Annotated in this window: 17 protein-coding genes; 13 read left to right on the top strand and 4 right to left on the bottom strand. The window is 72.7% G+C overall.

The annotated features are described in order from the left end of the window. Window positions 1-134: 134 nt before the first annotated feature. The gene (locus OG956_RS05675) at window positions 135-1,034 is read right to left on the bottom strand and encodes a replication-relaxation family protein (RefSeq protein WP_330336835.1); all 900 of its coding nucleotides are present in this window, start codon (window positions 1,032-1,034) and stop codon (window positions 135-137) included. Between the two features lie 622 nt (window positions 1,035-1,656). Between OG956_RS05675 and OG956_RS05670 the strand changes: the two genes are divergently transcribed. The 5 genes from OG956_RS05670 (at window position 1,657) to crcB (OG956_RS05650) (ending at window position 3,929) form a co-directional block, all read left to right on the top strand. Then, window positions 1,657-1,902: a hypothetical protein gene (locus OG956_RS05670; RefSeq protein ID WP_330336834.1), complete on the top strand. Its 246-nt coding sequence runs from the start codon at window positions 1,657-1,659 to the stop codon at window positions 1,900-1,902. Between the two features lie 304 nt (window positions 1,903-2,206). Further along, complete coding sequence (locus tag OG956_RS05665) at window positions 2,207-2,425, top strand: hypothetical protein (protein WP_330336833.1); 219 nt, start codon at window positions 2,207-2,209, stop codon at window positions 2,423-2,425. Window positions 2,426-2,725: 300 nt separating this feature from the next. Beyond that, window positions 2,726-3,208: a fluoride efflux transporter CrcB gene (crcB, locus tag OG956_RS05660; RefSeq protein ID WP_330336832.1), complete on the top strand. Its 483-nt coding sequence runs from the start codon at window positions 2,726-2,728 to the stop codon at window positions 3,206-3,208. Beyond that, entirely contained in the window at window positions 3,205-3,558 is a 354-nt protein-coding gene (locus OG956_RS05655) for a DUF190 domain-containing protein (RefSeq protein ID WP_330336831.1), read from the top strand. Before crcB (OG956_RS05660) ends, OG956_RS05655 begins: the two co-directional genes overlap by 4 nt. Continuing rightward, window positions 3,555-3,929, top strand: coding sequence for a fluoride efflux transporter CrcB (gene crcB, locus OG956_RS05650; protein ID WP_330336830.1), 375 nt, complete (start codon window positions 3,555-3,557; stop codon window positions 3,927-3,929). The genes OG956_RS05655 and crcB (OG956_RS05650) overlap by 4 nt, the downstream gene beginning before the upstream one ends. A 96-nt stretch (window positions 3,930-4,025) precedes the next feature. Here crcB (OG956_RS05650) and OG956_RS05645 read toward each other — a convergent pair whose 3' ends face one another. Beyond that, a complete protein-coding gene (locus OG956_RS05645; RefSeq protein WP_330336829.1) occupies window positions 4,026-4,442 on the bottom strand; it encodes a DUF6233 domain-containing protein in 417 nt (138 codons plus the stop codon). A gap of 266 nt (window positions 4,443-4,708) precedes the next feature. Between OG956_RS05645 and OG956_RS05640 the strand changes: the two genes are divergently transcribed. After that, window positions 4,709-4,936 (top strand): LexA family protein, encoded by a 228-nt coding sequence (locus OG956_RS05640; RefSeq protein WP_330336828.1) that lies wholly within the window; start codon window positions 4,709-4,711, stop codon window positions 4,934-4,936. A 6-nt stretch (window positions 4,937-4,942) separates the two neighbouring features. Here the strand turns inward: OG956_RS05640 and OG956_RS05635 are convergent, their stop codons facing one another. Then, the gene (locus tag OG956_RS05635; protein WP_330336827.1) at window positions 4,943-5,758 is read right to left on the bottom strand and encodes a class I SAM-dependent methyltransferase; all 816 of its coding nucleotides are present in this window, start codon (window positions 5,756-5,758) and stop codon (window positions 4,943-4,945) included. Window positions 5,759-5,812: 54 nt separating this feature from the next. Between OG956_RS05635 and OG956_RS05630 the strand changes: the two genes are divergently transcribed. From OG956_RS05630 to OG956_RS05610, 5 genes are all read left to right on the top strand, one after another. Next, window positions 5,813-6,532, top strand: coding sequence for a GntR family transcriptional regulator (locus OG956_RS05630; RefSeq protein ID WP_330336826.1), 720 nt, complete (start codon window positions 5,813-5,815; stop codon window positions 6,530-6,532). A 167-nt stretch (window positions 6,533-6,699) separates the two neighbouring features. Then, window positions 6,700-6,993 carry a hypothetical protein gene (locus tag OG956_RS05625; protein ID WP_443065532.1) on the top strand — a complete coding sequence of 98 codons (294 nt, stop codon included), beginning with the start codon at window positions 6,700-6,702 and terminating at the stop codon, window positions 6,991-6,993. Continuing rightward, window positions 6,990-7,256 (top strand): hypothetical protein, encoded by a 267-nt coding sequence (locus OG956_RS05620; protein WP_330336825.1) that lies wholly within the window; start codon window positions 6,990-6,992, stop codon window positions 7,254-7,256. Before OG956_RS05625 ends, OG956_RS05620 begins: the two co-directional genes overlap by 4 nt. Before the next feature lie 501 nt (window positions 7,257-7,757). Next, the gene (locus OG956_RS05615) at window positions 7,758-8,636 is read left to right on the top strand and encodes a hypothetical protein (RefSeq protein WP_330336824.1); all 879 of its coding nucleotides are present in this window, start codon (window positions 7,758-7,760) and stop codon (window positions 8,634-8,636) included. Then, window positions 8,633-9,007, top strand: a complete 375-nt coding sequence (locus OG956_RS05610) for an ASCH domain-containing protein (RefSeq protein ID WP_330336823.1) — start codon at window positions 8,633-8,635, stop codon at window positions 9,005-9,007. Before OG956_RS05615 ends, OG956_RS05610 begins: the two co-directional genes overlap by 4 nt. Here OG956_RS05610 and OG956_RS05605 read toward each other — a convergent pair. Next, on the bottom strand, window positions 8,989-9,288 hold the full coding sequence (locus OG956_RS05605; protein WP_330342746.1) for a helix-turn-helix transcriptional regulator: 300 nt from the start codon (window positions 9,286-9,288) through the stop codon (window positions 8,989-8,991). The genes OG956_RS05610 and OG956_RS05605 overlap by 19 nt on opposite strands. Window positions 9,289-10,053: 765 nt before the next feature. On the opposite strand from OG956_RS05605, the gene OG956_RS05600 reads away from it, so the two are divergent. After that, window positions 10,054-11,781 (top strand): fatty acyl-AMP ligase, encoded by a 1,728-nt coding sequence (locus OG956_RS05600; protein WP_330336822.1) that lies wholly within the window; start codon window positions 10,054-10,056, stop codon window positions 11,779-11,781. Between the two features lie 168 nt (window positions 11,782-11,949). Beyond that, the gene (locus OG956_RS05595) at window positions 11,950-25,650 is read left to right on the top strand and encodes an SDR family NAD(P)-dependent oxidoreductase (protein ID WP_330336821.1); all 13,701 of its coding nucleotides are present in this window, start codon (window positions 11,950-11,952) and stop codon (window positions 25,648-25,650) included. The last annotated feature ends 19 nt before the right edge of the window (window positions 25,651-25,669 follow it).

The raw sequence follows: 25,669 nt of genomic DNA, 5'->3' as shown, positions 1-25,669 counted from the left end.
CAGTTCCTTGCGCAGGGCTGCGGTCGGGGTTGTGGTCGGGTCCACGGTCGGGGTGGTCGGGCCTGTGGTTGGAAAACTCTGCGCAGCTGTCGCATGGAGGCGGTGGGTGCTGCGCAGCGGCTGCGCAGGCCGGTTTACACGTTCTGGGCCTGATTCCAGACCACTGTGCGGTCGGGGTCTCGTATGGGGCGCCACACTGGCTCGGACGGGCCGTTGTTGCGTAGGTCGGCAAGGGAAGCGGCCACAACGGGGACAGCGTGCACGAACCCGGCCACTGCCGGGTCGACGGCGGCCGCGTGCAGGGCGTGGATGCGGGTGGTGATGCCGGCGGGGCCGGTACCGTCGAGGACGAACAGGATGCGGGGGAAGAGCGGGTAGCGCCTTCGCCATTCCTCCTGCACCGGTTCCTGCCCGATGGTCGGCCGGTGGCGACCCGGGGCGGCGGGCACGTAGTGGTAGAGGCGGGCGTAGGCGGTGAGCTTTGCTGCCAGGCGTTCCGGGCCCATGGTGGCCCGGTCGACCTCGACGAATGCCCGCAGCATCGCCCCCTCGCCGTCGGCGGGTCCGCGCCGGTAGTACATCAGCGCGTCGGGGATGACGGCCTCACCACCGCCGATGGGGTGGTAGACCTCGGGCAGCCAGTCCAGCGGCCGGCACGACTCGCCGCGGCGGCGCGCGTCTTCGAGGAAGAGGAGCGCGGCCTCGGTCACCGTCAGAGTGTGTCCGACCCGCAGTCGCGCGGCAGTGGGATCGGACACCGTCTTCGGCGGCCGCCGCCCGCGCAACTCCGGCCACTCCGAGGCGATCTGCACGCCGTAGGAGGTGGGAAACCACGCGCGCAGCCGTCCGGCCTGGGGCAGGGTGATGCGGTCTATGAGTCCCTCATCGCGCATTTTGGCCAGCCGCCGCCGGGTCTGCTCGATGCGCACCTCGGGGGCGATCACCCGGTGCATCTGTTCGGTGGTGGCCATCCGGTACTGCGTCAGCACCGCCAGCGCTAGCCGGTCGCCACCGCCCGCGTCCACGTGGGTCATCGTCGGCCCGCCTCTCTCGTACGGGGCGGCGCCGTCCTGCCCGGCGCCGCGTATACCGGCTACAGCAGCAGGCGACCTCGACCGAAGGACCGACCACGAAGGCCCGACCACGGTCACGATGCAACAACACCGCCCCCGACCGTGCTGGCATCCCCGCCGATATCTCCTCCGACAACTGACCGCGCCCCGCCGCACCCTGGACGACGCAGCCGCAGGTCACCACGCCTTACCGACGGTGATCGGGAGCCCGACATCCCCCTATGCGCCTCTCGCAGCCGACCCTGAAGCAGAAAGAGAAGGGTTGGGGCGGGCTGGGGCCGGCGATCGGCACGGCGGGGGGTCGGGAGGCCTGGAGCTGTTGTTGCGCGTCGGCCGGGGCCTCCACGCTCAGCGCCGAGCAGGCCGGGCGCAGAGGGAGGACTGACGGGCGGGGCGCAGCGGAGGTCACACGCCATCCTCACGATGCCACGCCGCGGTCTCCTGACCGTGCTCGCGTTTATGCAGAGCGCAGAAGTCAGGCGCGAGCGACGTGCGGCGAATTGCTCGGGCCGTGGGACGTCGGCTGCTGCAGAGCGACGTGGGCGTTGAGCACTACAGCGTCGTACTTGAAGATTCTTGCCCGGTGCGGTCGGTCCTTCGGGGCCGGCAGGCCCGCCAGGACCGGCAGGGCCTGCAGGGCCGCAGGGGCCACCAGGCAAGGACGGCCGGGACGGGCACCTGCCCCGACGGCTACTCGTTGCAGGCTCCCAGCTACGACCCAGACGCCCTGGTCTGCCGGAAGGACGGCGCGCCCCAGCCGAGCGACAGCAACACGCCCACCACACCGCAGGCCCTCGGCCTCGACCCGCATCGCCGCCAGTACCTCTGAGCACTGAGCCCCCGCCGCCTTCGGGCAGCGGGGGCTTTCGACCCTGTGCAGGCAATAGTCAGAAGTCACGCGGGACTGATGGGCGTGGCAGCGAGAGGGCCAGTACCACTAGCGGGCAGACATGTTCCACCCCTCGAAAGAGTGAGGCGAGAGTAACAGCAGTAACACGCGGTTCAGTTGGGACTTCCCGACACTCACCCGCCACAATTTTCAGTGGGCTCAACAGAGAGCCCGCCGGGCTTCCTACGGCAACCGGCGGGCTCTTCACGGGTCATGTGTCACTTCGCAGAGACAAGGACCACGTATGCACGGTACACAGCCGTCCGCTTCGGGCGTGCTGCTTCCCAAAGGGATGCGCGTCACAGTCCTCGGCCTGATCGCTGGAATCGCCGGGCTCGTCACCGGAATCTTCGCTGGCACTGTGGGCGGCCTCTCGTTCTACCTGACCTGCGTCGCCGGGGCCGGAGCCGCCTTCGCCGTGTTCACCGCCGGAATGTCAGTGCTCGCGTACCTGCGCGAGTGACCGGTGTGAAGCCGACAGACAGCGCCCCCGCCGCCATCGCGAGGCGGGGGCATTTCGTCATGCCCGCTGACCGGGATTGTCGGCCTCGGCCGTGCGGCAGGCCCGGCATAACTGGTTCTCTGGGAAGAGGTGTGGGTCGTGAGAGACAGCCGGTATCCTCGTAGGCGACGGCGGCCCGTACACGGCCGTCGTACGGCGGTGGGGCTCGCCGGACCCGAACCGCGGCATTGATGCCGCCAACAGTCCCTACTTGCGATGGCGCGCACTCGTGTGCGGGTGCCCGGCGAGTAGGAGACGTGAGTGACATCCCCCCGTAGTCAGGCCACGGAGCCGACCGACCCGGACGTTGACCTGTCGGTGCCCGCCCAGCGCCGCGAGCTCGGGCGCGGGCAGGCACCGGTTGTGGCTGTCGTTGCGTTCGGCGGTGCGATCGGCGCGGCCGCCCGATACGAAGCCTCGCTGCTATGGCACACAGGCCCCGACGCTTTCCCCTGGACCACGCTGGCCGTGAATACGGTCGGGTGCGCGGTGATCGGCGTGTTCATGGTGATCATCAGCGATGTGTGGGCTGCTCACCGGTTGGTGCGACCGTTCTTCGGTACCGGCGTACTGGGCGGCTTCACCACTTTCTCCACCTACGCAGTCGACATCCAGCGCCTCGTCAACGCCGGCCACGCCCGCACCGCTCTCGTCTACTTGGCGGTCACCATCGTGGCTGCTCTCGCAGCAGTGTGGGCCGCTGCGACCGCTACCCGCCGCGTGATCTCCAGGAGGCAGCCATGACCAGACTGCACGGCACTGCCCTGCGGGTGACGATCTTCATCGGGGAGAACGACGCCTTCCACCACCGGCCGCTCTACAACGAGATCGTCCACCGCTCCCACAAGGCCGGGCTCGCTGGCGCGAGCGTCTTCCGCGGCATCGAGGGCTTCGGCGCCTCCTCGCTCGTGCACACCACCCGGCTGCTGTCGCTGAGCGAAGACCTGCCCGTGGCGATCGTCATCGTCGACAGCGAGGAACGCATCCGCGCTTTCCTGCCTCAGCTCGACGAACTGGTCACCGAGGGCCTGGTCATCCTCGACGACTGCGAGGTCATCCGCTACGCCGGCCGCGACGGAAGGGATAAGCGGTGAACTGGCTGCTGGTCATCGCAGGTGCCGTGGTCGGCGCGCCCTTGCGCTACCTGACCGACCGGGCCGTCCAGGCCCGCCACGACACGGTCTTCCCTTGGGGCACCTTCGCCGTCAACGTCATCGGCTGCCTCATCCTGGGTGTGCTGAGCGGAGCGGTCTCCTACGGTGGCGCTTCCCACTCGATGCAGCTGCTCATCGGCACCGGGCTGTGCGGGGCGCTGACGACCTACTCGACGTTCTCCTACGAGACGCTGCGGCTGGCCGAGTCCGGGGCGCGCTTCTTCGCCGCCGCTAACGTCGTTGCCAGCGTCGTAGCCGGGCTGGGCGCCGCGTTCACCGGCGTCGCCCTTGCCCAAGCCCTCTGGGTCTGAAGCTGCGGTCTTTCGGGGCAGCCGCCGATCACTCTCGCTGGTTCAAGGCTCTGGTCACAGCCCCTGTCGTACGGGCAGGGGCCTGGCAGGCGTCGTTCACTCGAGGATCCCCAGCTCGGTGTCCGGCCGGCAGAACTGGCACGGTTCGATGGTCGGGTCGGTAAGGGCTGCCCGTGCCTCGTCGGGCCGGATCCTGTGGGGGGTGCCCTCGATCATCGTGCCGTCAGCCAGGTGGATGACGGCGGGCTCGGGGCCGTACGGGGTGCGCTTCTGCTGGACGACGTAGCCGGTAGTCACCGGCGGGGGGGCGAAGCCGGGCAGTGGGCCACCGCCCTTCACCTTCCGTGCCGGCCGCTGCTGCCGGGGAGGCCGTGCGGCGTGCTCGAGCGCGACGAGGACGGCCTGCCGCTGGAGCTGCAGGTAGATGCCGACGGTCTCGTTCTCGGCGAGCTGCTTGTCGAGGTGCGCCAGGATCGCCCGAAGCCGGGGCGGGTCAGGGGGCAGATCGGACATGGCGTGCACCGTGCAGCGCCGCCCAGCCCGCGGACCGCCGGCCCTGCCAATACGGATGGAACAGCACCTCGGCTGACAGGTGGATCAGGCGCTGGCGCAGTGCGGTGCGTGGGCGTACGGCGAGCTGCTGGTAGGCGGCGCGCCACTCCTCTTGTGCGCGGGTGAGGCAATCATGTGTTCGATTTTTCTCGCATCTTCACGCGCGGGGAGTCGCGGGGCTTGCAGCCCCTCGTAGCCTTGCGTAGAAAATCGAACCCCAGATCTAATTGACACATGCACCGAGTGGAGTACCTGAGCAAGCGGCAGCAGCAGATCGGCAGGGCATCCATGAGGCGATCGCGGAGCGCGGGGAAGGCCCCACGCTCCGCGAGATCGGTGAGCAGGTCGGCCTCGGGAGCATCGGCTCGGTGCACTACCACCTGAAGCAGCTGGAGAAAAAGGGCGTCATCGTCCGCGAGTGCTGGCAGCCGCGCAGCATCCGGCTGGCGCGGTGACGGATCTCAGGCTGGTCGGTGCCCGATGCTCAGCAGGTGCGAGCTGGCGGCCAACAGCTCGGGATACGGCTCGGCCATGCGTGCCGCGGTCAGTGCCGACTCAAAGAGCGGGCTGTCCCTGAAGTCGCCGCCGGTGTTTCGTTCGGCCGCCGCGAGCATGGACCAGGCCGGCCCCTCGATACCGAAGACCTCGGCGTCTACGAAGCCGGCGGTGGCCACCTCGTCGCGCAGCTGCTCGCCGCTGTGGAAGTAGGCCGCGGTGAACGCCTTCTTCCCGTCGTGGATTTGCGAGGCCAGGATGTGGCCGATGCTCTTCTGCATCGGTTCCTTGTAGAGGTGTCCGAACGCGGCGTGCTCGAACAGGCTGGAATACCGGTTGATGCCGGCCGCCGCCAGCAGGCCGCCCGGCTTGAGTACGCGGTATGCCTCGGCGAGCGCCTGGTCGCGATCGGTGCGGGCGATCAGGTGGTAGAGCGGTCCGAGTAGCAGGACCACGTCGAAGGAGGCGTCCGCGGCCGTGAGGCTGCGGGCATCACCGATTTCGACGGTGGCGCCGGTTGCCTTAGCCTGAGCGACGTGCTGGGGGATCGGGTCGACGAGGTGCACGCTGTAGCCGTCCTCGACGAGCCAGCGAGCATGGGCGCCGGGGCCGCCTCCGACATCCAGGATGCTGGCCGGTGGTGTCGGTAGGTGCCGGCGCAGTAGCTCCTGGGTGCGCACCATCTCCAGGCGGCCGTCGGCTGTAGTGGTCAGCCTGTCTGCCTCGTCGATGGTCTCGGTGTAGAACCTCATGATCTCCGGCGCTAGCTCGGGAAGTGTCATGCAGGCATTCTGGTTCGCGACAAGTGGACCAGTCCAGTGATCGGAAACGCGCCTATGGCCCTACTGAAGTACGAACAGATCGCCGACGATCTTCGGACGCGGATCGCTGCTGGCGAGTTCGGCCCCGGCGACCTGCTGCCTTCCGGCCGTGACCTCGCCGAGCAGTGGGACGTGTCCAGGGCCACCGTAGTGAAGGCGTACGACGTGCTGAGGGCCGACGGCCTGGTCGTCGCCCGGCAGGGCGCAGGCTTCACGGTGGTCGAGACACCGATCGCCCGGCCCGCAGGCGGCCGTCGTGCCGGGACCAGCCGAGTCGCTGGCGGCGCACCCTTCCGCCGACTCGGCACGCCTGACCGTCCCGTGCCGCCCGCCCACATCGCGGAGGCGCTCGGACTGAAACCGGGTGTGGCCGCCCTGCGGCGCGCGCGGTTGGTGCTCCTCGACGACGGCGCACCCGGAACGCTGGTAACCGCCTGGTTCCCGCCGGACGTTGCCGACGCGGCGCCCCGCCTATCGCTTCCGGGCCCGATCGCCGAGGGCACGACGCACTACGTGCGACGGGAAACAGGTCGTGCGCCCTGCGAAGGGGTGGACATCACCAGAGTTCGCCTGGCCAGCGACGAGGAGGCACGACTGCTGGAACTGCAACCGCCTGCTGCGGTCGCTGTGGTGCTGCATACCGCCTATGACCAGGAACATCGCCCGCTGGTCTGCGAGGAAGGGGTGACGCCGTCGCACGTTTTCGAGGAGACCGAGACGTACTCGATGCGGTAGAGCGCTTCCGTGCGTGCTTGACTGGACCGGTCCACCGGTCCAGTCTCTTTTTCGTGCCGTTCCAGCGCACAGAGAAAGCACTTGCGCTGCGCCCGGCCACAGATGTCGAAGCCCGGCGACCGCTGACACGGCCCCGGGCACGGCCAACGCTACGAGGGAGCGTCGACATGGCACAGCGTATCGAGTGGCAATGGCGGGATACAGGGTCCGGCCCCGGTCACCACCAGAAGGTCCTTCTCCCCGACGGGACGCCGCACCTGCACGAAGTGGTGGAGGACACGGCGACGCGACGTATCGGCCGCGTCGTGGACTTCATCGGCGGCTACGTGCAGCTGCGGCCCCTCGGGGGTGGCCGCGAGTGGGACGCGGAGGCGCGCGCCCTGCGGCCGGTCGGCGGCGAGGAGGCGCTCAGCGCCGGAGTGGCCGCCGCCAACGCCCGGTCGCGAGGCGAGTGCCCATGACGACCACCGAGCAGGCGACGGACCTGTCCGTCGAGTGCACGCTGGCATGGCAGCCCGGCTACGAGATGGTGCACGGCCAGTGCCGCCAGACCGAGGACGTGCCGCTGCCGTTTGGTCGCGGAATCCTGCTCGTTGGGCGTTGCCGTTGCACCTGCCACCACGGCGACGGAGCCCGCGTGAAGACGGTCACCGGCCTCGCCCTGTACGTGGCGGCCGTGACCGGCCCCGTCCTCGCCCTGGTGCTGGCGCGGACCCCGCACTGACGCACCCCCCTGGCGGCCGCTCTGGCTAAGGGCCGCACCCCGCAGACCCCGTCTCATCAGGCTCCGCAAGACCTGGTGAGGCGGGCCCGCCCGTCCCGTCGGTGTTCCGCAAGACGCCGGCGGGACGGGTCTCCAGACCCCCGCCCTGGCCCCCAACCCTGGACAGGTCGAGCGCCAGGGCGGGTCCATCAAACCTCGGCGGGCGTACGGCAGCTCAGCGACAGACCCGCTGACCACTCCAGTCCCGTTCATGCACCTGGGAGTCGAGCATGACTGCTTATCCCGTTTCACCGAACACGGTGCTCGCGAACGCGCTCGGCGCTGCGGAGGACATTCTCGCGCCCTGCATACGGGTGACCGACCCGTCGCGCGTGGCGTTTGTAGTCGGCACCCAAATCAACGGGGTGCCTCACCTGGGTACCTCGCTCGTACAGTCCCTCTCCTTCGCCGCTGCTGCCCGAGTTCGGGAACGCTTCGGCACGCCCGTCGAAGTGATCTTCGGTGCCCTCGACAACGCGCCGCACGAGGTCGTCGTCGACCCGGCGTCCGGGCACCGGTACCAGCGGGCCTATCGCCCAGGCGCTCGGCGAGGACGCCCTCGCCGCCACCGTCGACGAGCTGTACCGGCCGCTGTTCGACGCCCTCTCCGAGCGGCTGTCGATCCCCTACGCGATCGAGATGTACTCGAGGCAGCAGGCCGACGAGCACTACCGGCGCACCTGGTTGCGCGCGCACCGCCGCATCGACGCCGCCCGCTGGTGGCTCGACCCCGCGCACGGCACCCCACACGTCCGTGTCCCCTGCCCCACGCCGGGCTGCGGATGGGCCGAGAAATACGCCCAGCGGACCCGCGTTCTCCTCGGCGACGAGCACGCCGAAGTGAACCCCGTCTGCCTGCATCACGGGCCGTACGAGGTCGTCATCACACCGGACGGCGGCGGATACCTCGACCTCGCCACTCTCTACCGCAACCTCGTGAAGGAACTCTCCGCGAGCGTGGATCGCGACCGGCTGTCCGTCATGGTCAAGGGGGGCGACTGGATGTTCGGCTCCAGCCTCGTCGACAACGCGCTGACCGCGATCGGACTCATGGCCGGGCAGCTCCCAACCCGGCTGTTCTGCCCGCAGGTCGTCACAGACACCGGGGCGAAACTCTCCAAGAGCCTCATCCGAGACGGCAAGGCCACGTTGCCCGACGGCTCCGCGCCGTGGATGCTCGACACCAGGATGTGGCCCGGCTCGTTGTCCGACTACGCAGACCGGCTGCTCGAGATGGCCGACGTGCTCCTGGCCGACCCGCGCCACTTCTTCCGCTCGTACTCGGCTGGCGAACTCGGCCGGCTGATGACCCAACCGACGAGGAGCGTCACCGCCCTATGAGCGACACCACAACCGCCCGCAGGCACGAGCTGAATCTGTACCGCAGGTACTTCGACCTCGTTGCCGCCGGCCAGAAGACGATCGAGGTACGAGTGCGGTACCCGCACCTCGCCGACATGGCCGCGGGCGACACGATCCGCTTCCGGATCAAGGGCACCGCCGAGACGTGCGACGTGCTCGTGAAGCGGGTCACCGCGTACGACGACTTCGAGGCGCTGCTCGACGGCGAGGGGCCGGCGAACGTGAACCCCACCGCAAGCCGCGCCCAGCAGCTCGCCAACATCCGGGAGATCTACCCGCCGGAGAAAGAGGCGCTCGGCGCCCTCGCGATCGAGATCGAGCTAATCGGCGGTCAGACGCTCGCCGTCTGAACGCCGGGCGCCCCCATGCGGCCCCGCTCGTCCGCTCCCCCCGAGGCGGATGGGCGGGGCTTCTCATTCCACGAGGCGGGACACGGCATGCTGAGAGCTTCGGCGATCAGCAGAAGGTCGGTCAGGTTCGGGGCGGTCTGGGCCGTCTCGTAGCGATGGACGGTCTTGTGGTCTCGGCCGACGCGTTCGCCCAGCTCCACCTGGCTCAACCGGGCTGCGGAGCGGGCGACTCGGATGCGCTCCCCGATCTCCCGGCGGCGGGTTAACACCCAGTCGGGCATGGGGTCGAGAGGCACTTGATCACGCTGAACGACAGAAGATCAGAAGTCTTTACCAGCGCTGGTAAAAGTGCAATGCTGCATTCCGCAACCACTTGAGCACCCAGTGGTCTCATAGCTCCCGCCCTGCCGTAGGTCCGCAAGCCTCGGCGGGGCGGGTTCGTCTTTCCCGCTCCCGAGCTGGTTCAGCCCTGAACAAAGGTCGCTGTCTCGGTGGCCCTTTGAAGGCGCCCGGGTCTCGGCAGTGGCGGTGCCGAAAGGGTGCCCGCCGCGCCGCAGGCTTGCGGACCCGTGGTGCGGCGGGGGTTCCCAGGCGCGGACGGTGGCTGTCACGCCGTCGCGTCAGAAGCCGTCCCGTGCCTGCTTGTTCTGGTGGGCCGGCCAGGCCCATCCCTCGTACTCCTTTTCCGCCGCTGCGCCACGGCGTTTCCTGTGCGTGGTCGAGGTCAACGGCGTCGAAGCCGTACATGTGCAGCTGGGACGGGTGAGTCGCCCCGGCGGAGGCGGCGGACAGTCAACTCCGTTTGGACACGCAGCGTTTACGTGCGTTCGACCCGTCGACCGGCGGGACTTGTTATGGTGTTACTCATTGGTAGCAAGCTGAGTGGGGGGCACGGGGGAGACCTGTGGCCATCTCGCCGCCGGGCAAGTGGCGAGACGGGCGACCTGGCAAGGGGGCCGGGTCAACGGCTTCTGGGCGCGGGGCGTCACGCAGCCATCGAACTCCAGTTCCCGCACCTGCTGACCCGGACAGGGGGGACTCGACACATGGCTCGTTCCCTGGTCGAATTACTGACCGTACACGCCCAGCAACAGCCCGACCGTACCGCCTACCGGTACCTCCTCACCGGCGACTGCGACGGGGACACTCAGGAGATCTCCTACGGGCAGCTGGCCCACCGCTCCCGGGCCCTCGCCGCCTGGCTCCAGGACCGCGGTCTGGCCGGCTCGCGCGCCCTGCTGCTCCATCCGCCCGGCCTGGAGTTCATCTCCGCCTTCCTGGGCTGCCTCGCGGCCGGCGTGGTCGCCGTGCCGGGCGTGCCCCCGCAGGGACGGTCGCAGAACCACCGCGCACTGATCCGGATGAAGCGTCTGATCGCCGACTCCGGCGCCGAGGTGATCCTCGGCGGCCGGGACGTCATCGGCGCCCTGGACACATGGCGCGAGGACCTGCCCGGACTGGACGCGGTCACCCGCGTCGCCACCGAGGACATTCCCGACGACGCGGCCGGCTCCTGGCACGCCCCCGACCTCACCGCCGACTCGGTGGCCTTCCTCCAGTACACCTCCGGCTCCACCTCCGCCCCGCGCGGTGTGGTGGTCACCCACGGCAACCTGCTGGACAACGAGCGGATCATCACCGAGCGGATGGGGCACACCCCGGACGCCCTCGCGGAGCACGGCCGGGAACTGATCCTCAGCTGGCTCCCCGTCTACCACGACATGGGCCTCATGGGCCCGGTGCTGAACACGCTGTACCTGGGCGCCACGGCCACGCTCTTCTCGCCGCTGCACTTCCTGCAGAGCCCCGGTCGCTGGCTGACCGCGATCAGCCGTTACCGGCCGCACACCAGCGGCGGCCCCAACTTCGCCTACGAGCTGTGTCTGAAGCACGCCACCGCCGACCTGGTCGACAGCCTCGACCTGAGCGCGTGGAAGGTCGCCTTCAACGGCGCCGAACCGGTTCGCGCGGCCACGCTGCGACGGTTCAGCGAGACCTTCCGCGCGGCCGGCTTCCGCCATCAGGCGTTCTATCCCTGCTACGGCCTGGCCGAGGGCACCTTGATGGTCACCGGCGGTGCGGTGGACGCCCCGCCCACCCTGCTGGAGGCCGCCGAGACCGGTCCGCACGCCGGCGAGGCCGACGCGGCCGCCGTGGGCTGCGGCCGGCCCGGGACCGGGATCACCGTGGTGATCGCCGACCCCGAACGGCAGGAGGAACTGCCCGAGGGCGAGGTCGGCGAGATATGGGTCGCCGGCGCGAGCGTGGCCCGGGGCTACTGGCGCAACACCCTTGCCACCCGAGAGACCTTCCGCGCCACCCTGTCCGGCCGCGAGGGCCGTTTCCTGCGCACGGGCGACCTCGGTTTCCTGCGTGACGGCGAACTGTTCGTCACCGGCCGCCTGAAGGACCTCGTCGTCATCGACGGGCGCAACCACTACCCGCAGGACCTGGAGCTGTCCGCGGAGTTGTCCCACCCTGCACTGCGGCCCGGCTGCACCGCGGCGTTCTCCGTCGACGCCGACGGCATGGCGGGCGAACAGGTCGTCGTGGTGGCCGAGGTGGCCCCCGAGACGGCCGGCGAGGCCGAGAAGATCAACGACCTGGTGCGCAGCGCGATCGGCCAGGCCCATGGCCTGTCGGTGCGGGAGGTGGTGCTGGTCCGCCCCGGCACCATCCCGAAGACGTCCAGCGGGAAGATCCAGCGCCGCGACTCCCGGGCGGCCTACCTCGACGGAACCCTCGCCTTGGTGGACGTGCCCGGCACGGGATGACCCCACCGCCGTCGGCGCGCCCGCCCGCGCCGGCCGCACGTCCGCCCTCCGCGGCCGTACGTCCGTCGACTTCGGCCGTACGTCACCCGATGTCAGCCGTACGCCGCTGCCGCATGCGGTCGTGCGGAATCCGCCCGCGTCACCGTTGCTTTGAGGACACCTGCCCAGATGCCTGCGAACGAGCCCCGGAAGCAGTCCACCATCACGCCCCTCACCACGGCCGAGGACGTACGGGCCTGGCTGGGGTCGGCCGTCGCCGAGGCCGCCGGACTCGACCCGCTGGCCGTCGACCCGGACCGGCCGATCGCGGAATTCGGGCTGGGGTCACGCCAGTTGGTGACGCTGGCCGGCGAAGTCTCCGCACGGACCGGCCGACCACTGGAGCCATCGCTGGTCTTCGACCACCCCACGATCGCCGCGCTGGCTCAAGCGGCCCTCGGCGAGCCGCCCGCCCCGGCGGCCGGCCCGGTCTCCGCCGCGGCTCCGCCGCGGGCGGCGGACGACGGCATCGCCATCGTCTCCATGGCCTGCCGCTTCCCCGGCGGCGCCGACGACCCCGAAGGGCTGTGGCGCCTGCTCGCCGCCGGCGAGGACGCCATCTCCGAGGTGCCGGCGGACCGTTGGGACACCCAGAGCCTCTACGACCCCGACCCCGAGGCCCGCGGCAAGGCGTACACGCTGCGCGGCGGCTTCCTCGACGGCATCGACCGCTTCGACGCCCCCTTCTTCGGAATCTCACCCCGCGAGGCCGACGCCATGGACCCCCAGCAGCGGCTGCTGCTGCAGACCAGCTGGGAGGCGATCGAGCGGGCCGGGATCGTCCCCGAGACCCTGCACGGCAGCCCCACAGGCGTCTACATCGGCCTGTACGACAGCGGATACCTCGCCTCCGCCTCGCTGGCCCAGCTCGACGGGCACGTCGGCACGGGCTCGGCGACCAGCGCCGCCTCCGGGCGCATCGCCTACACCCTCGGTCTGCAGGGCCCGGCGGTCACCGTCGACACCGCCTGTTCTTCCTCCCTCGTCGCCCTGCACCTGGCGGCCCGCGCGCTGGCAGCAGGGGAGTGCGACCTCGCGCTCGCGGGCGGAGCGAGCCTGCTGGTGACCCCGCGGGCACACGTGGAGTTCAGCAGGCTGCGCGGGCTGTCGCCGTCCGGGAGGTGCAGCCCCTTCTCGGCCGACGCGGACGGCGTGGTGTGGGCCGAGGGCTGCGGTGTGGTGCTGCTCAAGCGGCTCGCCGACGCCCGCCGCGACGGCGACCGGGTGCTCGCCATGGTCAAGGGCTCGGCCGTCAACCAGGACGGCCGAAGCCAGGGGCTGAGCGCCCCCAACGGCCCGGCGCAGGAACGCGTGCTGCGTGCCGCCCTCGACGCCGCCGGACTCGCACCGGACGACGTGGACCACGTCGAGGCGCACGGCACCGGCACCCGCCTCGGCGACCCCATCGAGGGCCGCGCACTGGCCGCCGTCTTCGGACCGGGCCGCCCCGCCGACCGGCCTCTCGGCCTCGGCTCGCTGAAGTCCAACATCGGTCACACCCAGGCCGCCGCGGGCATCGGCGGCGTGATCAAGACGGTGCTCGCCCTCGGGCACGAGCTCATACCGCCGTCCCTGCACGCCGAGACCCTCACGGAGCACATCGACTGGGCGCTCGGCGGCCTGGCCGTGCACGGCAGCGCCCAGGCGTGGCCGCGCGACGGCGACCGCGTGCGGCGGGCCGGGGTCAGCGCGTTCGGCATCAGCGGCACCAACGCCCACGTCGTGCTGGAAGAGGCACCGCGGGACGTCGTCGCACCGGCCCCGGCGGAGGCGGGGCTGCCCGGCCCGACGCTCTTCCCGCTCTCGGCCCGCACACTCCCCGCGCTCCAGGGACAAGCCGATCGACTGCACGCACGTCTCGTTGCCCGGCCCGAGTCGCCGCTGCCCGCCGTGGCCGCGACGCTCGCCCACCACCGCACCCACTTCGAGCACCGTGCCGTCGTCCAGGCGGCCGACCGGGACGAACTGCTGACCGCGCTGCGGGCCCTCGCGGAGGGCCGGCCCGACCCCGGCCTGACCGCCGGCCCCCGGCGGACGCTGCCAGAGGGCAAGGTGGCCTTCGTCTTCCCCGGCCAGGGCGCCCAGTGGGCCGGCATGGCACGTGACCTGCTCGAACGCGATCCCGTGTTCGCCGACGAACTCGACCGCTGCGACGCCGCCCTGCGGCCGTTCACCGTCTGGTCCGCGGCGGCGGTTCTGCGCGGCGCGGCGGGAGCCCCGTCCCTGGACCGCGTGGATGTCGTCCAGCCGGTGCTCTTCGCCGTCATGGTGTCCCTGGCCGCGGTATGGCGGGCCCGTGGCGTCCGGCCGGACGCCGTGATCGGGCACAGCCAGGGCGAGGTGGCCGCGGCCTGCGTCGCCGGCGCGCTCAGCCTCAGCGACGCGGCCGCGGTCGTCGCCCTGCGCAGCCGGGCCCTGACCGAGCTGTCCGGCACCGGCGCCATGGCCGTCGTCGCCCTGCCGCACAGCGAGGTCGCGACCCGCCTCGACGCTCTGGGCGGCCGGGTCTCGGTCGCCGCCGTCAACAGCGGCCGGGCGACCGTGATCGCCGGTGACGTGCAGCCGCTGGAGAACCTGCTCGCCGACCTCGAGCGGGAACAGGTCTTCGTCCGCCGCCTCGACGTCGACTACGCCTCCCACAGCGCCCAGGTCGAGCCCGTCCGCGCGACGATCCTCGACGAGCTCGACGGCGTGACCACGTACCCCACGCCGGTCGCCTGGTACTCCACCGTCACCGGCGAGCCGGTCACCGAGGAACTGGAGGCCGGCTACTGGTACACCAACCTGCGCGAACCCGTCCGCTTCGCGCCCACCGTGCAGCGCATGGCGGCCGACGGCTACCGCCACTTCGTCGAACTCAGCCCGCATCCTTCCCTGCTCACCGCCCTGCACACGATCGGCGAGGACTGCGGCCACGAGCTGGTCGCCGTCGGCTCCCTGCGACGCGAGGAGGACGGACCCGCCTGCCTGGACCGCGCCGCCGCCGAACTGCACGTCCACGGACGCCGGATCGACTGGCGGCGCCTGGTCCCCGACACCACCTGGGCGGACCTGCCGACCTACGCCTGGGACAGCCGGCGCCACTGGATCGCACCCGAGCCCGCGTCGCACGGCCCCGGCCTGTTCGACCGCGCCGCGCACCCGTTGCTCGGCGTCCAGTTGCAGTCGGCCGACGAGACCCGCTGGACCTTCCGCAACGAGTGGTCCCCGGCCACCGCCGCATGGCTGTCCGACCACACCGTGTTCGGCCGGACCGTGGTGTCCGGCACGACCCTGCTGGAGCTGTGCCGGGCCGCCCTCGCCGTGGCCCGCCCGGACGACCCGGCCGACGTCACCGACCTGCTGCTGCTCGCACCCCTCGTGCTGCCCGCCACCGGCACGGTGGAGGTGTCCGTCGAGGTGGTCACCGCCGGGCCGGTACCGGAGATCACCGTGCACGGCCGCCCGCGCGGGCAGGAGGCCACCGGCTGGACCTTGCACGCCACCGCCTCGGCGGCCGGGGCGACCGAGGCGGCGGGACAGCCGCCGGTCTGGCCGGAGGCGGCGGAGCCCGCCTGGAGCCCGGAGACCTACGAGCACCTGTCCGGGCTCGGCCTCGGTTACGGTCCGGCCTTCCAGGGCGCACGGGAGGCGGTGGTGACGGGCGCGGGCGAGCTGCTGGCCCGGCTGTCGCTGCCGCCCGTCGCCCGCGACCTGGCCGACCCCTACCCGGTCCACCCGGCGCTGCTGGACGCCGCGCTGCACGTGGCCGCGGCCCTCGAAGGGGCCGCCGCCTCCGACGCCAGGGTGCTCCTGCCGGTCGCCGTGGGCCGCGCCGCGCTCCCGCACGCCGGCGCCGACGACCTCACCGTGTCCGTGCGGCGCACCGGCGGCGGCGACACGGATCTCACCCTGGACGTGACGCTGTGGGACGCCGACGGCTTCCCGGCCGGCCGGCTGGAGGGCGTACGGCTGCGGGCCGCGAGCCCGGCGGATCTCGCCGGCGGTTCGGGCAACGGACGGCACCTGTACGAGGTGGCCTGGACGTCCGCGCCCGCGCCGGCCACGGAGGCGCCGGCCGGCGACTGGACCGTCGTCGGCGACCCGTCCGACCCGGACGTCGCCGGGGCCCTGCGCGGCCTTGAAGCCGCGCGGATCCCGTGCTCGGCCACGGGCGGCGAGGTGCTCGTACGGTTCTGGCCACGACCGGCCGAGGACGCCGAACCTGCCGCCGCGGCACGGGAGTTGGCGGAAGCGGCGCTGGCCGAACTGCAGACGCTCCTCGCACAGGAGCAGCCGCCCACCCGGACCGTCTGGGTGACGCGCGGCGCGGTCGCGGCCGGTGAGCGGGACACCGTGCCGGGCCTCGCCCAGTCGGCGCTGTGGGGTCTCGCACGCAGCGCCCGCGCCGAGCACCCGGACCTCGGGCTGACGCTGCTCGACCTTGACGGCGGTGATCCCGCGGCTGCCCTGCTCGCCGCCGTGACGCACGGGGACGAGCCCGAACTCGCCGGGCGGGCAGGCACCTTGCTCGTGCCCCGGCTCGTGCGCGCCCGCGCCGACGGCACCGATTCCGCACGCACGCCCGTCGACGGCACCGTACTGATCACCGGAGGCCTCGGCGCCGTTGGACGCCACATCGCCCGGCTCCTGGCCGAACGGGGCGTGCCCCGCCTGCTGTTGACGTCCCGGCGCGGCGCCGACGACCCTCGCGCAGCCGAGGCCACCGCCGAACTGACCGCGCTCGGCGCCGAGGTGGAAGTGGCCGCGTGCGACGTCGCCGACGCCACCGCCCTGGCCGGCCTCGTCGGCGACGTCGCCGGCGACCTCCGCGGCGTCGTGCACTGCGCCGGCGTCCTGGACGACGGGGTGGTCGCCGAACTGACCCCCGAACGCCTCGCGCGGGTGCTCGGCCCCAAGGCCGACGGCGCCGCCCATCTGCACCGGCTCACCGCGGACGCGCGGCTCGACCTGTTCCTGCTGGTCTCCTCCGCCGCTGGTGTCGTCGGCAACGCCGGCCAGGCCAACTACGCCGCCGCCAACGCCTTCCTCGACCAGCTCGCCCACCACCGGCGCGCCCTGGGACTGCCCGCCGTGTCGGTCTCCTTCGGCGCCTGGGCGGGTGAGGGCCTGGCCGCCGGACACGCCGACCTGGAGCGGATGGCACGCCTCGGCCACCGCGCCCTCACCCCGGAACAGGGCCGCGACCTCGTCGAACTCGCGCTGCGCCGCAGCGCCCCGCACCTGGTCGCCTGGGCGCTGGACCTGCCCCGCCTGCGCGAGAGCGCGGCCGGCGCGGGCGGCAGCGCGGGCGCGCTGTGGCGCTCGCTGCTGCCCGCGCCCCGCACCGGGCGGGACGGCGCGGACGCACTGGCGGACCGCCTGGCCCGGCTGCCGGAGGCCGAGCGCGCCGACCGCGTCCTGGACCTGGTCCGCGAGGAGGCCTCTCGCGCCCTCGGCCTGCGCTCGGCCGACTCCGTCGGCCACGACCAGCCGCTGCGCGACCTCGGCATGGACTCGGTGACGGCGCTGGAGCTCCGTCACCGCATCGGTGCCCGCCTCGGCACACGCCTCCCGGCCACCCTGCTGTTCGACCACCCCACCGCGGCCCGCCTGGCCGAGCACCTGCTGGCCACCGTGCTCGCGACGAGCGGCCCCGCCCCCCGCCGCCCCGCAGCCGCGCCGCACACCCGCACCGCGTCGCACGGCGAGCCGGTCGCCCTGGTGGCCATGGCCTGCCGCCTGCCGGGCGGCGTAGGCGGCCCCGAGGACCTGTGGCAGCTGGTCGCCGAGGGCCGGGACGCGGTCGGCCCGTTCCCGGCCGGGCGCTGGGACGTGGAGTCGCTGTACGACCCCGACCCGGAGGCCCCCGGCAAGTCCTACGCCCGCGAAGGCGGCTTCCTGGACGACATCGAGTCCTTCGACGCGGGCTTCTTCGGCATCACCCCGAAAGAGGCCGCGGCCATGGACCCGCAGCAGCGGCTGCTGCTGGAGACCGCGTGGGAGGCGCTGGAGCGCGCCGGGATCGTCCCCGCCGAACTGGCAGGCAGCACCACCGGCGTGTACGTCGGCATGTTCGGCAGCGACTACCTGTCGGGCTCCCGGCTCGACCAGCTGGACGGCTACGTAGGCACCGGGTCGGCGCTCAGCGTGGCCTCGGGCCGGCTTGCGTACGCGCTCGGCCTGCACGGCCCGGCGCTGACGGTGGACACGGCGTGTTCGTCGTCGCTCGTCGCGGTGCACCTGGCGGCTCAGGCGCTGCGGTCCGGCGAGTGCGACCTGGCGCTGGCCGGCGGTGTCACGCTCATGGTGACCCCGCAGACCTTCGTGGAGTTCAGCCGGCTGCGGGGCCTGTCCCCGACCGGCCGCTGCCGCTCCTTCTCCGACGACGCCGACGGCGCCATCTGGGCCGAGGGCGCCGGCATGCTCGTACTGAAGCGGCTGAGCGACGCGCGGCGGGACGGCGACGAGGTGCTGGCCGTGCTGCGCGGCACGGCCGTCAACCAGGACGGCCGCAGCCAGGGCCTGTCCGCGCCCAACGGCCCGGCGCAGGAACAGGTGATCCGGCGGGCCCTGGCGCTGTCCGGCCTCGAACCCGCCGACATCGACTACGTGGAGGCGCACGGCACGGGCACGACGCTCGGCGACCCGATCGAGGCGAACGCCCTGGCCCAGGTCTTCGCCGACCCCCGCCCCCGGAACCGCCCGCTGTACCTGGGCTCGCTCAAATCCAACCTCGGACACACCCAGGCCGCCTCGGGCGTCGCCGGGCTGATCAAAGTGGTGCAGTCGCTGCGCCACCGGATGCTGCCGGCCACCCTGCACGCCGGCGCACCCAGCCGGCACGTCGAGTGGGACGGCAGCGGCCTGCACCTGCTGCAGCAGGCCGTGCCCTGGCCGTCGGAGGCCGAGCGGGTCCGGCGGGCCGGGGTCAGCGCCTTCGGGATCAGCGGGACCAATGCCCATGTGATCGTAGAGGAAGCCCCACCGTCCGCGCCGGAACCCGAGCCGACAGGCGAACTCCCGTCAGACGAACGGCTGTTCGTGCTGTCCGGGCGGAGCGAGGCCGCGCTGCGCGGGCAGGCCGCACGGCTGGCACGGCACCTGACCGGGGACGTCGCGCTGCCCGACGTCGCCTACACCCTGGCCCGGCACCGCAGCCACTTCGCCTGGCGGGCGGCGGTCACCGCGAGCGACCGGGACGAACTGCGCGCCGTGCTCGACGCGGTGGGCAGCGGCCGGGCCCGGCCGGCCACGCCCCGCGAGGAGGAGACGGGCAAGGTGGCCTTCGTCTTCCCCGGGCACGGCGGTCAATGGCCGGGCATGGGGCTGGAGTTGCTGGCCGAATCGCAGGCGTTCCGCGAGGAGCTGACCCGGGTCGACGAGGCGGTGCAGCGGCACGTCGGCTGGTCGGTGCTCAACGTGCTGCGGGCGCCCGAGGAGTTCTCCCCGCTCGACCGCACCGAGTACCTGCAACCGGTGCTGTTCGCGGTCAACGCGGCGCTGGCCGCCGCGTGGCGGGCACTCGGCGTGGCCCCGGACGCCGTGGTCGGGCACAGCCTCGGCGAGATCGCCGCCGCGTACAGCGCGGGCGCCCTCGGCCTGGACGACGCTGTGGCCGTGGTGACCGGGCGGGCCCAGGCCGTCGTCCCACTGGTAGGGCAGGGCGGCATGGTCGCGGTGGAGCTGCCGCGGGCGCAGGCCGAGGAACTGCTCGCCCCCTACACGGACCGGCTGTTCGTCGCCGCGGTCAACAGCCCCGGCTCCACGGCCGTCTCGGGCGACGCCGACGCGCTGGCAGACCTGCGCCGCCACCTGGAGGAGCGGGGCATCGCCGTACGACCGCTGTCGACGCCGTTCGCCTCGCACACCCCGCTGATGGAACCCCTGCGCGAGGAACTGCTCGACCGCTTCTCCGGCATCCGGGGCACGCGGGCGTCGACCCCGCTGTACTCGACGGTGCTGGCCGAACCCGTCGCCGGCGACCGGCTGGACGCCGCCTACTGGTACGACAACCTCAGCCGGCCCGTCCGCTTCGCCGACACCGTCCGGCGGATGCTGGACGACGGCTACCGCTACTTCGTGGAACTCAGCCCGCACCCGTCGCTGCTGTCCTCCATCGAGGCGGTGGCGGCCGAGGCCGGGATCGACGTGGCCGGCGTCGGCTCCCTGCGCCGTCAGCAGGACGGGTCCGACGTACTGCTGCGCAGGGTCGGCGAGTTGTACGTCGCGGGGCACACGCCCGACTGGGCGGCGCTGTTCCCGCACGGCCGTCGCGTCGAGCTGCCGACGTACGCCTTCGCCCGCGAACGCCACTGGCTCGCGCCCGCCCCGGCCACCGCCACGGGCTCCTCACCGCTGTCCGACACGCACGTCCAGTCCAGTGACGAGCCCGACCGGCACCTCTTCCAGACCGACATCGACCTGCGCGACAGCCGCTTCGCCTATCTCGGCGACCACCAGGTGGGCGGCGAGGTCTGGCTGCCCGGCGCCGCCTTCCTCGACATGGTGCTGGAGGCCGCCACCGCGGTGCAGGACGGCGGCCAAGTGTGCCTGGAACAAGTCGAGTTCGTGCAGCCGCTGCGGCTCGATGCCGAACGGCCCGTGCGGGTGCAGCTGGTGCTGCGGCCTGCCCGGGAGGGCTTGCGGTCCTTCACGGTCGCCTCCGCGGCCGCCGGTGAGCGGAGCCCGCGGTGGGAGCGGCACGCCAGCGGCCGCATCGCGGTGACCGGAGAGCATCCCCCGGCCGACGCGCGGTTCGACGACGTACCGCTCGCGGCCGTGCGTGAGCAGTGCACGCAGGACGTGGACCTGCCGGCGGTGTACGCCGGTCTGACCGCCCTCGGCATCGACTACGGCCCCGCTTTCCGGGGGCTGGAGCACGGCCGCCGCGGGCACGCGACGGCTCTGGGCCGGCTGGCCGCCAGGCCCGCCGCGGGGCATCTGCTGCACCCCGCGGTCCTCGACGCCGCGTTCCACACGGCCGCCCTGCCCGGGGACGCTCCCGAGGGCCGGGCGTTCGTACCCGCCGGGATGGGAAGGCTGCGGTTCACCGGCCGGGGCACCACGCCCGCCTGGGCCGGCTGCGCACTGCGCTCCGTGTCCGGCGACACCGCCACCCTGGACCTCAGGATCTGGGACGAGGACGAGCAACTCCTGCTGGAGATCGAGGAGTTCCGGCTGGCCGCGCTCTCGCCGCTGGACGGCGCCCTCTTCGAGACCCGCTGGCAGCCGCGCCCGGCGGCACAGCAACCGCCGGTCAAGGGCAGCTGGCTGATCCTGGCCGACGACACCGGGGTGGCCGCCGCGCTCGGCGAACGGCTCGGCTCCTCGGTACCGCACGTCGTCGCCCGCAGGGGCAGCGCCTTCGCCGCCGAGGGACCAGGACGCTACGTCCTCGATCCGGCCGACCCCGGCCACCTGGCCCGGTTGCTGGAGGAGGCCTTCGCGGACGGGCCGCCCGAGCAGGTGGTCCAGCTGACCGCGCTCGACGCCCCGGCGATCGGCGACGCCGGATCGGCCGAGCAGGCGGCGCGGCTGTGCTGCCTGAGCACCCTGCACCTGGTGCGCGCCCTCGCGGGCCGCCCGCAGGGCCGGGCCCCGCGCCTGTTCGTGGTCGTACGCGGCAGCCAGGCCGCCGGTGACAGCACCACGGTGACCAACCCGCAGCAGGCGCTCGCCTGGGGCTTCGGGCTCGCGGTGGCGCAGGAGCACCCGGAGCTGTCGACCACGCTGATCGACCTGCCGCCCACCGGCGGCGTCGACGCCCTGTGGACCCAGCTCAGGCACGCCGACGACGAACGGCTCGTCGCCCTGCGCGGCACCGGCCGCCTGGTGCCGCGCCTGGCCCGCACCCGCCCGGACGACGGCGCCGGCGAGACCTCCGTGGACGGCGTGCACCTGATCACCGGAGGTCTGGGCGGCCTCGGCCGCGTCGTCGCCGAGCGGCTGGTCCGCCGCGGGGCCCGCCGGCTGGCCCTCCTGAGCCGGGGCACGCCGGACGCCGAGACCAGGAACTGGATCACGGGTCTCGAGGAGCGAGGCGTCACCGTCCACCTGGCCCGCGCCGACGTCGCCGACCGGGCACGTCTCACGGCCGCCCTGGACGCCGTACGCGACGCCTGCGGCCCGATCGCCACGGTCGTGCACGCGGCCGGCGTGCTCGACGACGCCACGGTGGCCAACCTGACCGACGAACGCATCCTGCGCGTCCTCGCCCCGAAGGTCCTGGGCACCGCCCTGCTCACCGAACTGGTCCCGGAGGCACGGAACCTGGTCCTGTTCGCCTCCGCGGCCGGACTCCTCGGGTCGGCCGGGCAGAGCCCGTACTCGGCGGCGAACGCCTTCCTCGACGCCTGGGCACACCACCTCTCCCGCACCGACCGCCGGGCGCTGAGCCTGGACTGGGGCGCCTGGGCCGGTGTGGGCATGGTCGCCGGGTCCGGCACCCGGGCCGCCGAGACCAGCCGCTCCGGACTGGTCGCCTTCCTGCCGCAGGAGGGCGGCGAGCTTTTCGAGCGGGTGCTGGCCACCGGCCGCCGCCAGCTCGCGCCGATCGCCCTGGACTGGGAGATGCTCACCCTCGTCCCGGACGCCGTGCGCACCCGCCCGATCCTGGGCGACCTGGTCACCGTGCCCACGGGCAGCGCCGCCTCGGACGACCTCGTCAAGAAGGTGTTCGCCGCGACGACCGACCAGGACCGCGCCACCTGGCTGGAGGCGTACGTCCGGGCCCGGGTCGGCGAGGTCTCCGGGGGAGCGGCCGACGTGTCGGCGGCCACGGCCCTGAAGGAACTGGGCCTGGACTCCCTGATGCTGGTGCGGCTGCGCAACGCCTTCGTGCGCGAACTGGGCGTGGAGCTCCCGGCCGCGGACGTGTTCGCCGCCTCCGACATCCACGGCCTCGCCCAGGCCCTGGCGGAGGGCCTTCCGGAGCAGGGGGCCGTGACGCGGCAGGACTCCGGCGATCCCGCGGGTGAGGTACCGGAGACCGAACTGCGGCCCGCGACGCGCGACGTCGTACGACTGCTGCGCAGCGCCCGGCCGGACATGCCGGACGCGGCACACGGCATCGGCCTCGCCGTACGGCTGACGGAGCCGACCACCGCCGAGACGCTCACCGGCATCCTCACCCGGCTCGTGGCGCGGCACGCGGCCCTGCGCACCGCGATCGTCACCGGCGCCGAAGGCGTCCGGCAGCTGCGCGTGGACCGGGAGCCGGCACAGCCGGTGCTGCGCTGGACGGCCGTCGAAGGCCCGGTCGACGCCGCCGAGCGGCTGCGCGCACTGCTGGAGCCGCCGTTCGACCTCGCGGGGACACCGCTGTGGCGGTTCGAGCTGGTGGACGGTGGCCCACACGGCCAGACCTTGGTGTTCGGCGCCCACCACGCGGTCAGCGACCTGCAGTCGTTGCTGCTCGTGGCCGGGGAGATCGACGCGGAACTGTCCGGCACCCCCCTCGACGCCGCCCTCACCAACCGCGACATCGCCCTGCTCATCGAGGCCCAGCAGGGCGGTGAGGGCGCGGGCGCCGAGTGGCGCGAGCACTTCCACGGCAGCGAACGGCTCGACCTGGAGCCGGACCGGCCGCGCCCGGCGACCCGGTCCTACCGGGCCGGCAGCGTGACCGTGACGATTCCCGACGGGCTCATGGAACGAGTAGCGGCGGCCGCGAGCAGGCTGGCCATCACTCCCGCCGCCTTCTGCCTGGGCACCCTGACGGCGCTGCTGGCCAGGAAGCGGGAACGGGAGCGGTTCGTGCTCGCCGTGCCCGTGGACACCCGCATCCACGCCGACGCGTACGACGCGGTGGGCTTCTTCGGCGTGCCGGTGCCGTTCCCGGCCGAGGTCCGCGCCGGCGAACAGGTCGCCGAGGTGCTGCACCGCACCGACGCGCGCCTGCAGCAGGTCCTGGCCAAGGGCGCCATGTTCTCCGACGTCCTGGCCACCCTGGCCCGGCAGGGCCTGCACCGGGAGAACGCGCCGCTCGTCGAGGTCTACTTCAACTACGCGCGGTCCTCGCGGCGCCTGACCCGGCTGGAGGTACTGCCGGCCGGCACCGGCTACTCCGACCTCGACCTGATGATCACCATGACCCCGGACGCGGCCCGCATCCGGCTCGACCACAACCTTGACATCCTGGACGCCGCGACCACCGCCGGACTGGGTGAGGAGTTCCTGCGGTTGCTGGGGGAGACGGCTGAGGACCCGGCGGTGCCGGCGCGCGCCGGCACCCGGGCTCCCGCCGGTACGCGGCCCGCGCCTCGCCGGTCCCTGGCCCTCGCCGCCACCTTCGCCCTCGGCAACCTCCCGCTGATGTGCCAGGCAGCCGTCGAGGACAGGGCCGAGGACGGCGGACTGGCCGTCACCGAGGCGCCGTACCACCACGTGCTCGCGAGCCTCCAGGACCCCTCCGGCGTCTTCGCCGACCCCGCCACGGCGGTGGGTGCAGTGCTGCTGCGCGCGGTGGACCTGGAGCGCTTCGGACCCGTCGACGACGCGCTGCTCGCCGAGCTGCGCACCGGCTACCCGGCCGCGCTCAAGACCCTGGCCGAACGCACCCGCAAGCCGCTGATCGTCGGCTTCCTGCCCGCCACCCGCCAGGAGGACCGCCTGACGCGGTGGGAGCGCGAGGTCGCCGCCGACCTCGCCGGCCTGCCCGGCATCGCGGTGCTCGGCCCCGACGACTGGACCCGGTACCACCCCGTGGCAGAACGCTTCGACGAGCGGACCGAGCGGCTGGCCCACCTGCCCTTCACCCCGCACTTCCAGGCGGCCGTGGCACTGCGCCTCGCCGAGGCCGTCCGCGCGGTGCTGCGCCCCGCACCCAAGGTCATCGCCGTGGACGGCGACGAGACCCTGTGGGGCGGGGTCGCCGGCGAGATCGGCCCCGAGGCCGTCGACCTGACCGGCCCGCGCGCCCTGCTCGCCCGCAGGCTGCTGCAGTGGCGGGAGGCGGGCGCGCTGCTGGCTCTCGTCAGCAACAACGACGAGGCCACGGTCCGCGCCGTTCTGGACCGCCCGGACAGCCTGCTGAAGGCGGAGCACTTCAGCGTCCTGTCGGCCGCCTGGGGACCGAAGCCGGGCCGCCTGGCCGAGGCGGCGCGCACGCTCAACCTCGGCCTGGACAGCTTCCTGTTCCTGGACGACAACCCGGCCGAGATCGCCAAGGTGCGCGCCGCGCTGCCGCAGGTGCTGTCGGTCACCTGCCCGGCCGCGGACGAACTGGAGGAGTTCCTGGGCCGGTTGTGGCCGCTGGTCCCCGTGGCGGCGACCGCCGAGGACGCGCTGCGGGCCCGGTTCTACGCACAGGAGCAGGAGCGGGAGGCCGTCCGCGAAACCGCCGGCTTCGAGGAGTTCCTCGCGCAACTGCAACTGGAGGTCGACATCCGGGCCCTGTCCGATGAGGACGGGCCGCGGGCCGAGCAACTCGTCCGCCGCACCAACCAGTTCACGCTCCACCCCCGGTCGGCCGACGGCGGCGACGTCGCCCGGTGGCGACAGCGGGGCGAGGTGTGGACGGCGGCGGCCCGGGACCGGTTCGGCGACTACGGCCAGGTCGCCCTTCTCGCCCTGTATGCGGACGGCGACCAACTGGACGTCCTGGGCTGGCTGATGAGCTGCCGGGCGCTCGGCCGAGGGGTCGAGGAACGCCTGTTGCGGTGGCTGGCCGACCGTGCCGAGGAACTGGGCTGCACGAAGGTCCGGCTGACGGCGGAGCGCACGTCGCGCAACCTACCGGCGCGGCGTCTGGTGGCCGCGCTCGGCGGAGGCGACCAGGACGACGAGCGCCTGGAGGCCGTGGTCACCCCGGACCACCTGAGGACATTCAAGTCCTGGGAGCAGCACTGAAGGAGCAAGGACCTTGCCG

Origin of the sequence: Streptomyces sp. NBC_00557, assembly GCF_036345995.1 — a bacterium.
Taxonomy (GTDB): Bacteria; Actinomycetota; Actinomycetes; order Streptomycetales; family Streptomycetaceae; genus Streptomyces.
The sequence above is the reverse complement of the archived record's forward strand: the minus strand, read 5'-3'. Positions and strand labels throughout refer to the sequence as shown.

Excerpts from the sequence above, each read along its gene's own strand:
- OG956_RS05675 (WP_330336835.1), bottom strand. The coding sequence starts at position 1,034 with ATGACCCACGTGGACGCGGGCGGTGGCGACCGGCTAGCGCTGGCGGTG.
- OG956_RS05655 (WP_330336831.1), top strand. The coding sequence starts at position 3,205 with ATGACCAGACTGCACGGCACTGCCCTGCGGGTGACGATCTTCATCGGG.
- OG956_RS05625 (WP_443065532.1), top strand. The coding sequence starts at position 6,700 with ATGGCACAGCGTATCGAGTGGCAATGGCGGGATACAGGGTCCGGCCCC.
- OG956_RS05665 (WP_330336833.1), top strand. The coding sequence starts at position 2,207 with ATGCACGGTACACAGCCGTCCGCTTCGGGCGTGCTGCTTCCCAAAGGG.
- OG956_RS05635 (WP_330336827.1), bottom strand. The coding sequence starts at position 5,758 with ATGACACTTCCCGAGCTAGCGCCGGAGATCATGAGGTTCTACACCGAG.
- OG956_RS05645 (WP_330336829.1), bottom strand. The coding sequence starts at position 4,442 with ATGTCCGATCTGCCCCCTGACCCGCCCCGGCTTCGGGCGATCCTGGCG.
- OG956_RS05620 (WP_330336825.1), top strand. The coding sequence starts at position 6,990 with ATGACGACCACCGAGCAGGCGACGGACCTGTCCGTCGAGTGCACGCTG.
- OG956_RS05600 (WP_330336822.1), top strand. The coding sequence starts at position 10,054 with ATGGCTCGTTCCCTGGTCGAATTACTGACCGTACACGCCCAGCAACAG.
- OG956_RS05610 (WP_330336823.1), top strand. The coding sequence starts at position 8,633 with ATGAGCGACACCACAACCGCCCGCAGGCACGAGCTGAATCTGTACCGC.
- OG956_RS05605 (WP_330342746.1), bottom strand. The coding sequence starts at position 9,288 with ATGCCCGACTGGGTGTTAACCCGCCGCCGGGAGATCGGGGAGCGCATC.
- OG956_RS05595 (WP_330336821.1), top strand. The coding sequence starts at position 11,950 with ATGCCTGCGAACGAGCCCCGGAAGCAGTCCACCATCACGCCCCTCACC.
- OG956_RS05630 (WP_330336826.1), top strand. The coding sequence starts at position 5,813 with ATGGCCCTACTGAAGTACGAACAGATCGCCGACGATCTTCGGACGCGG.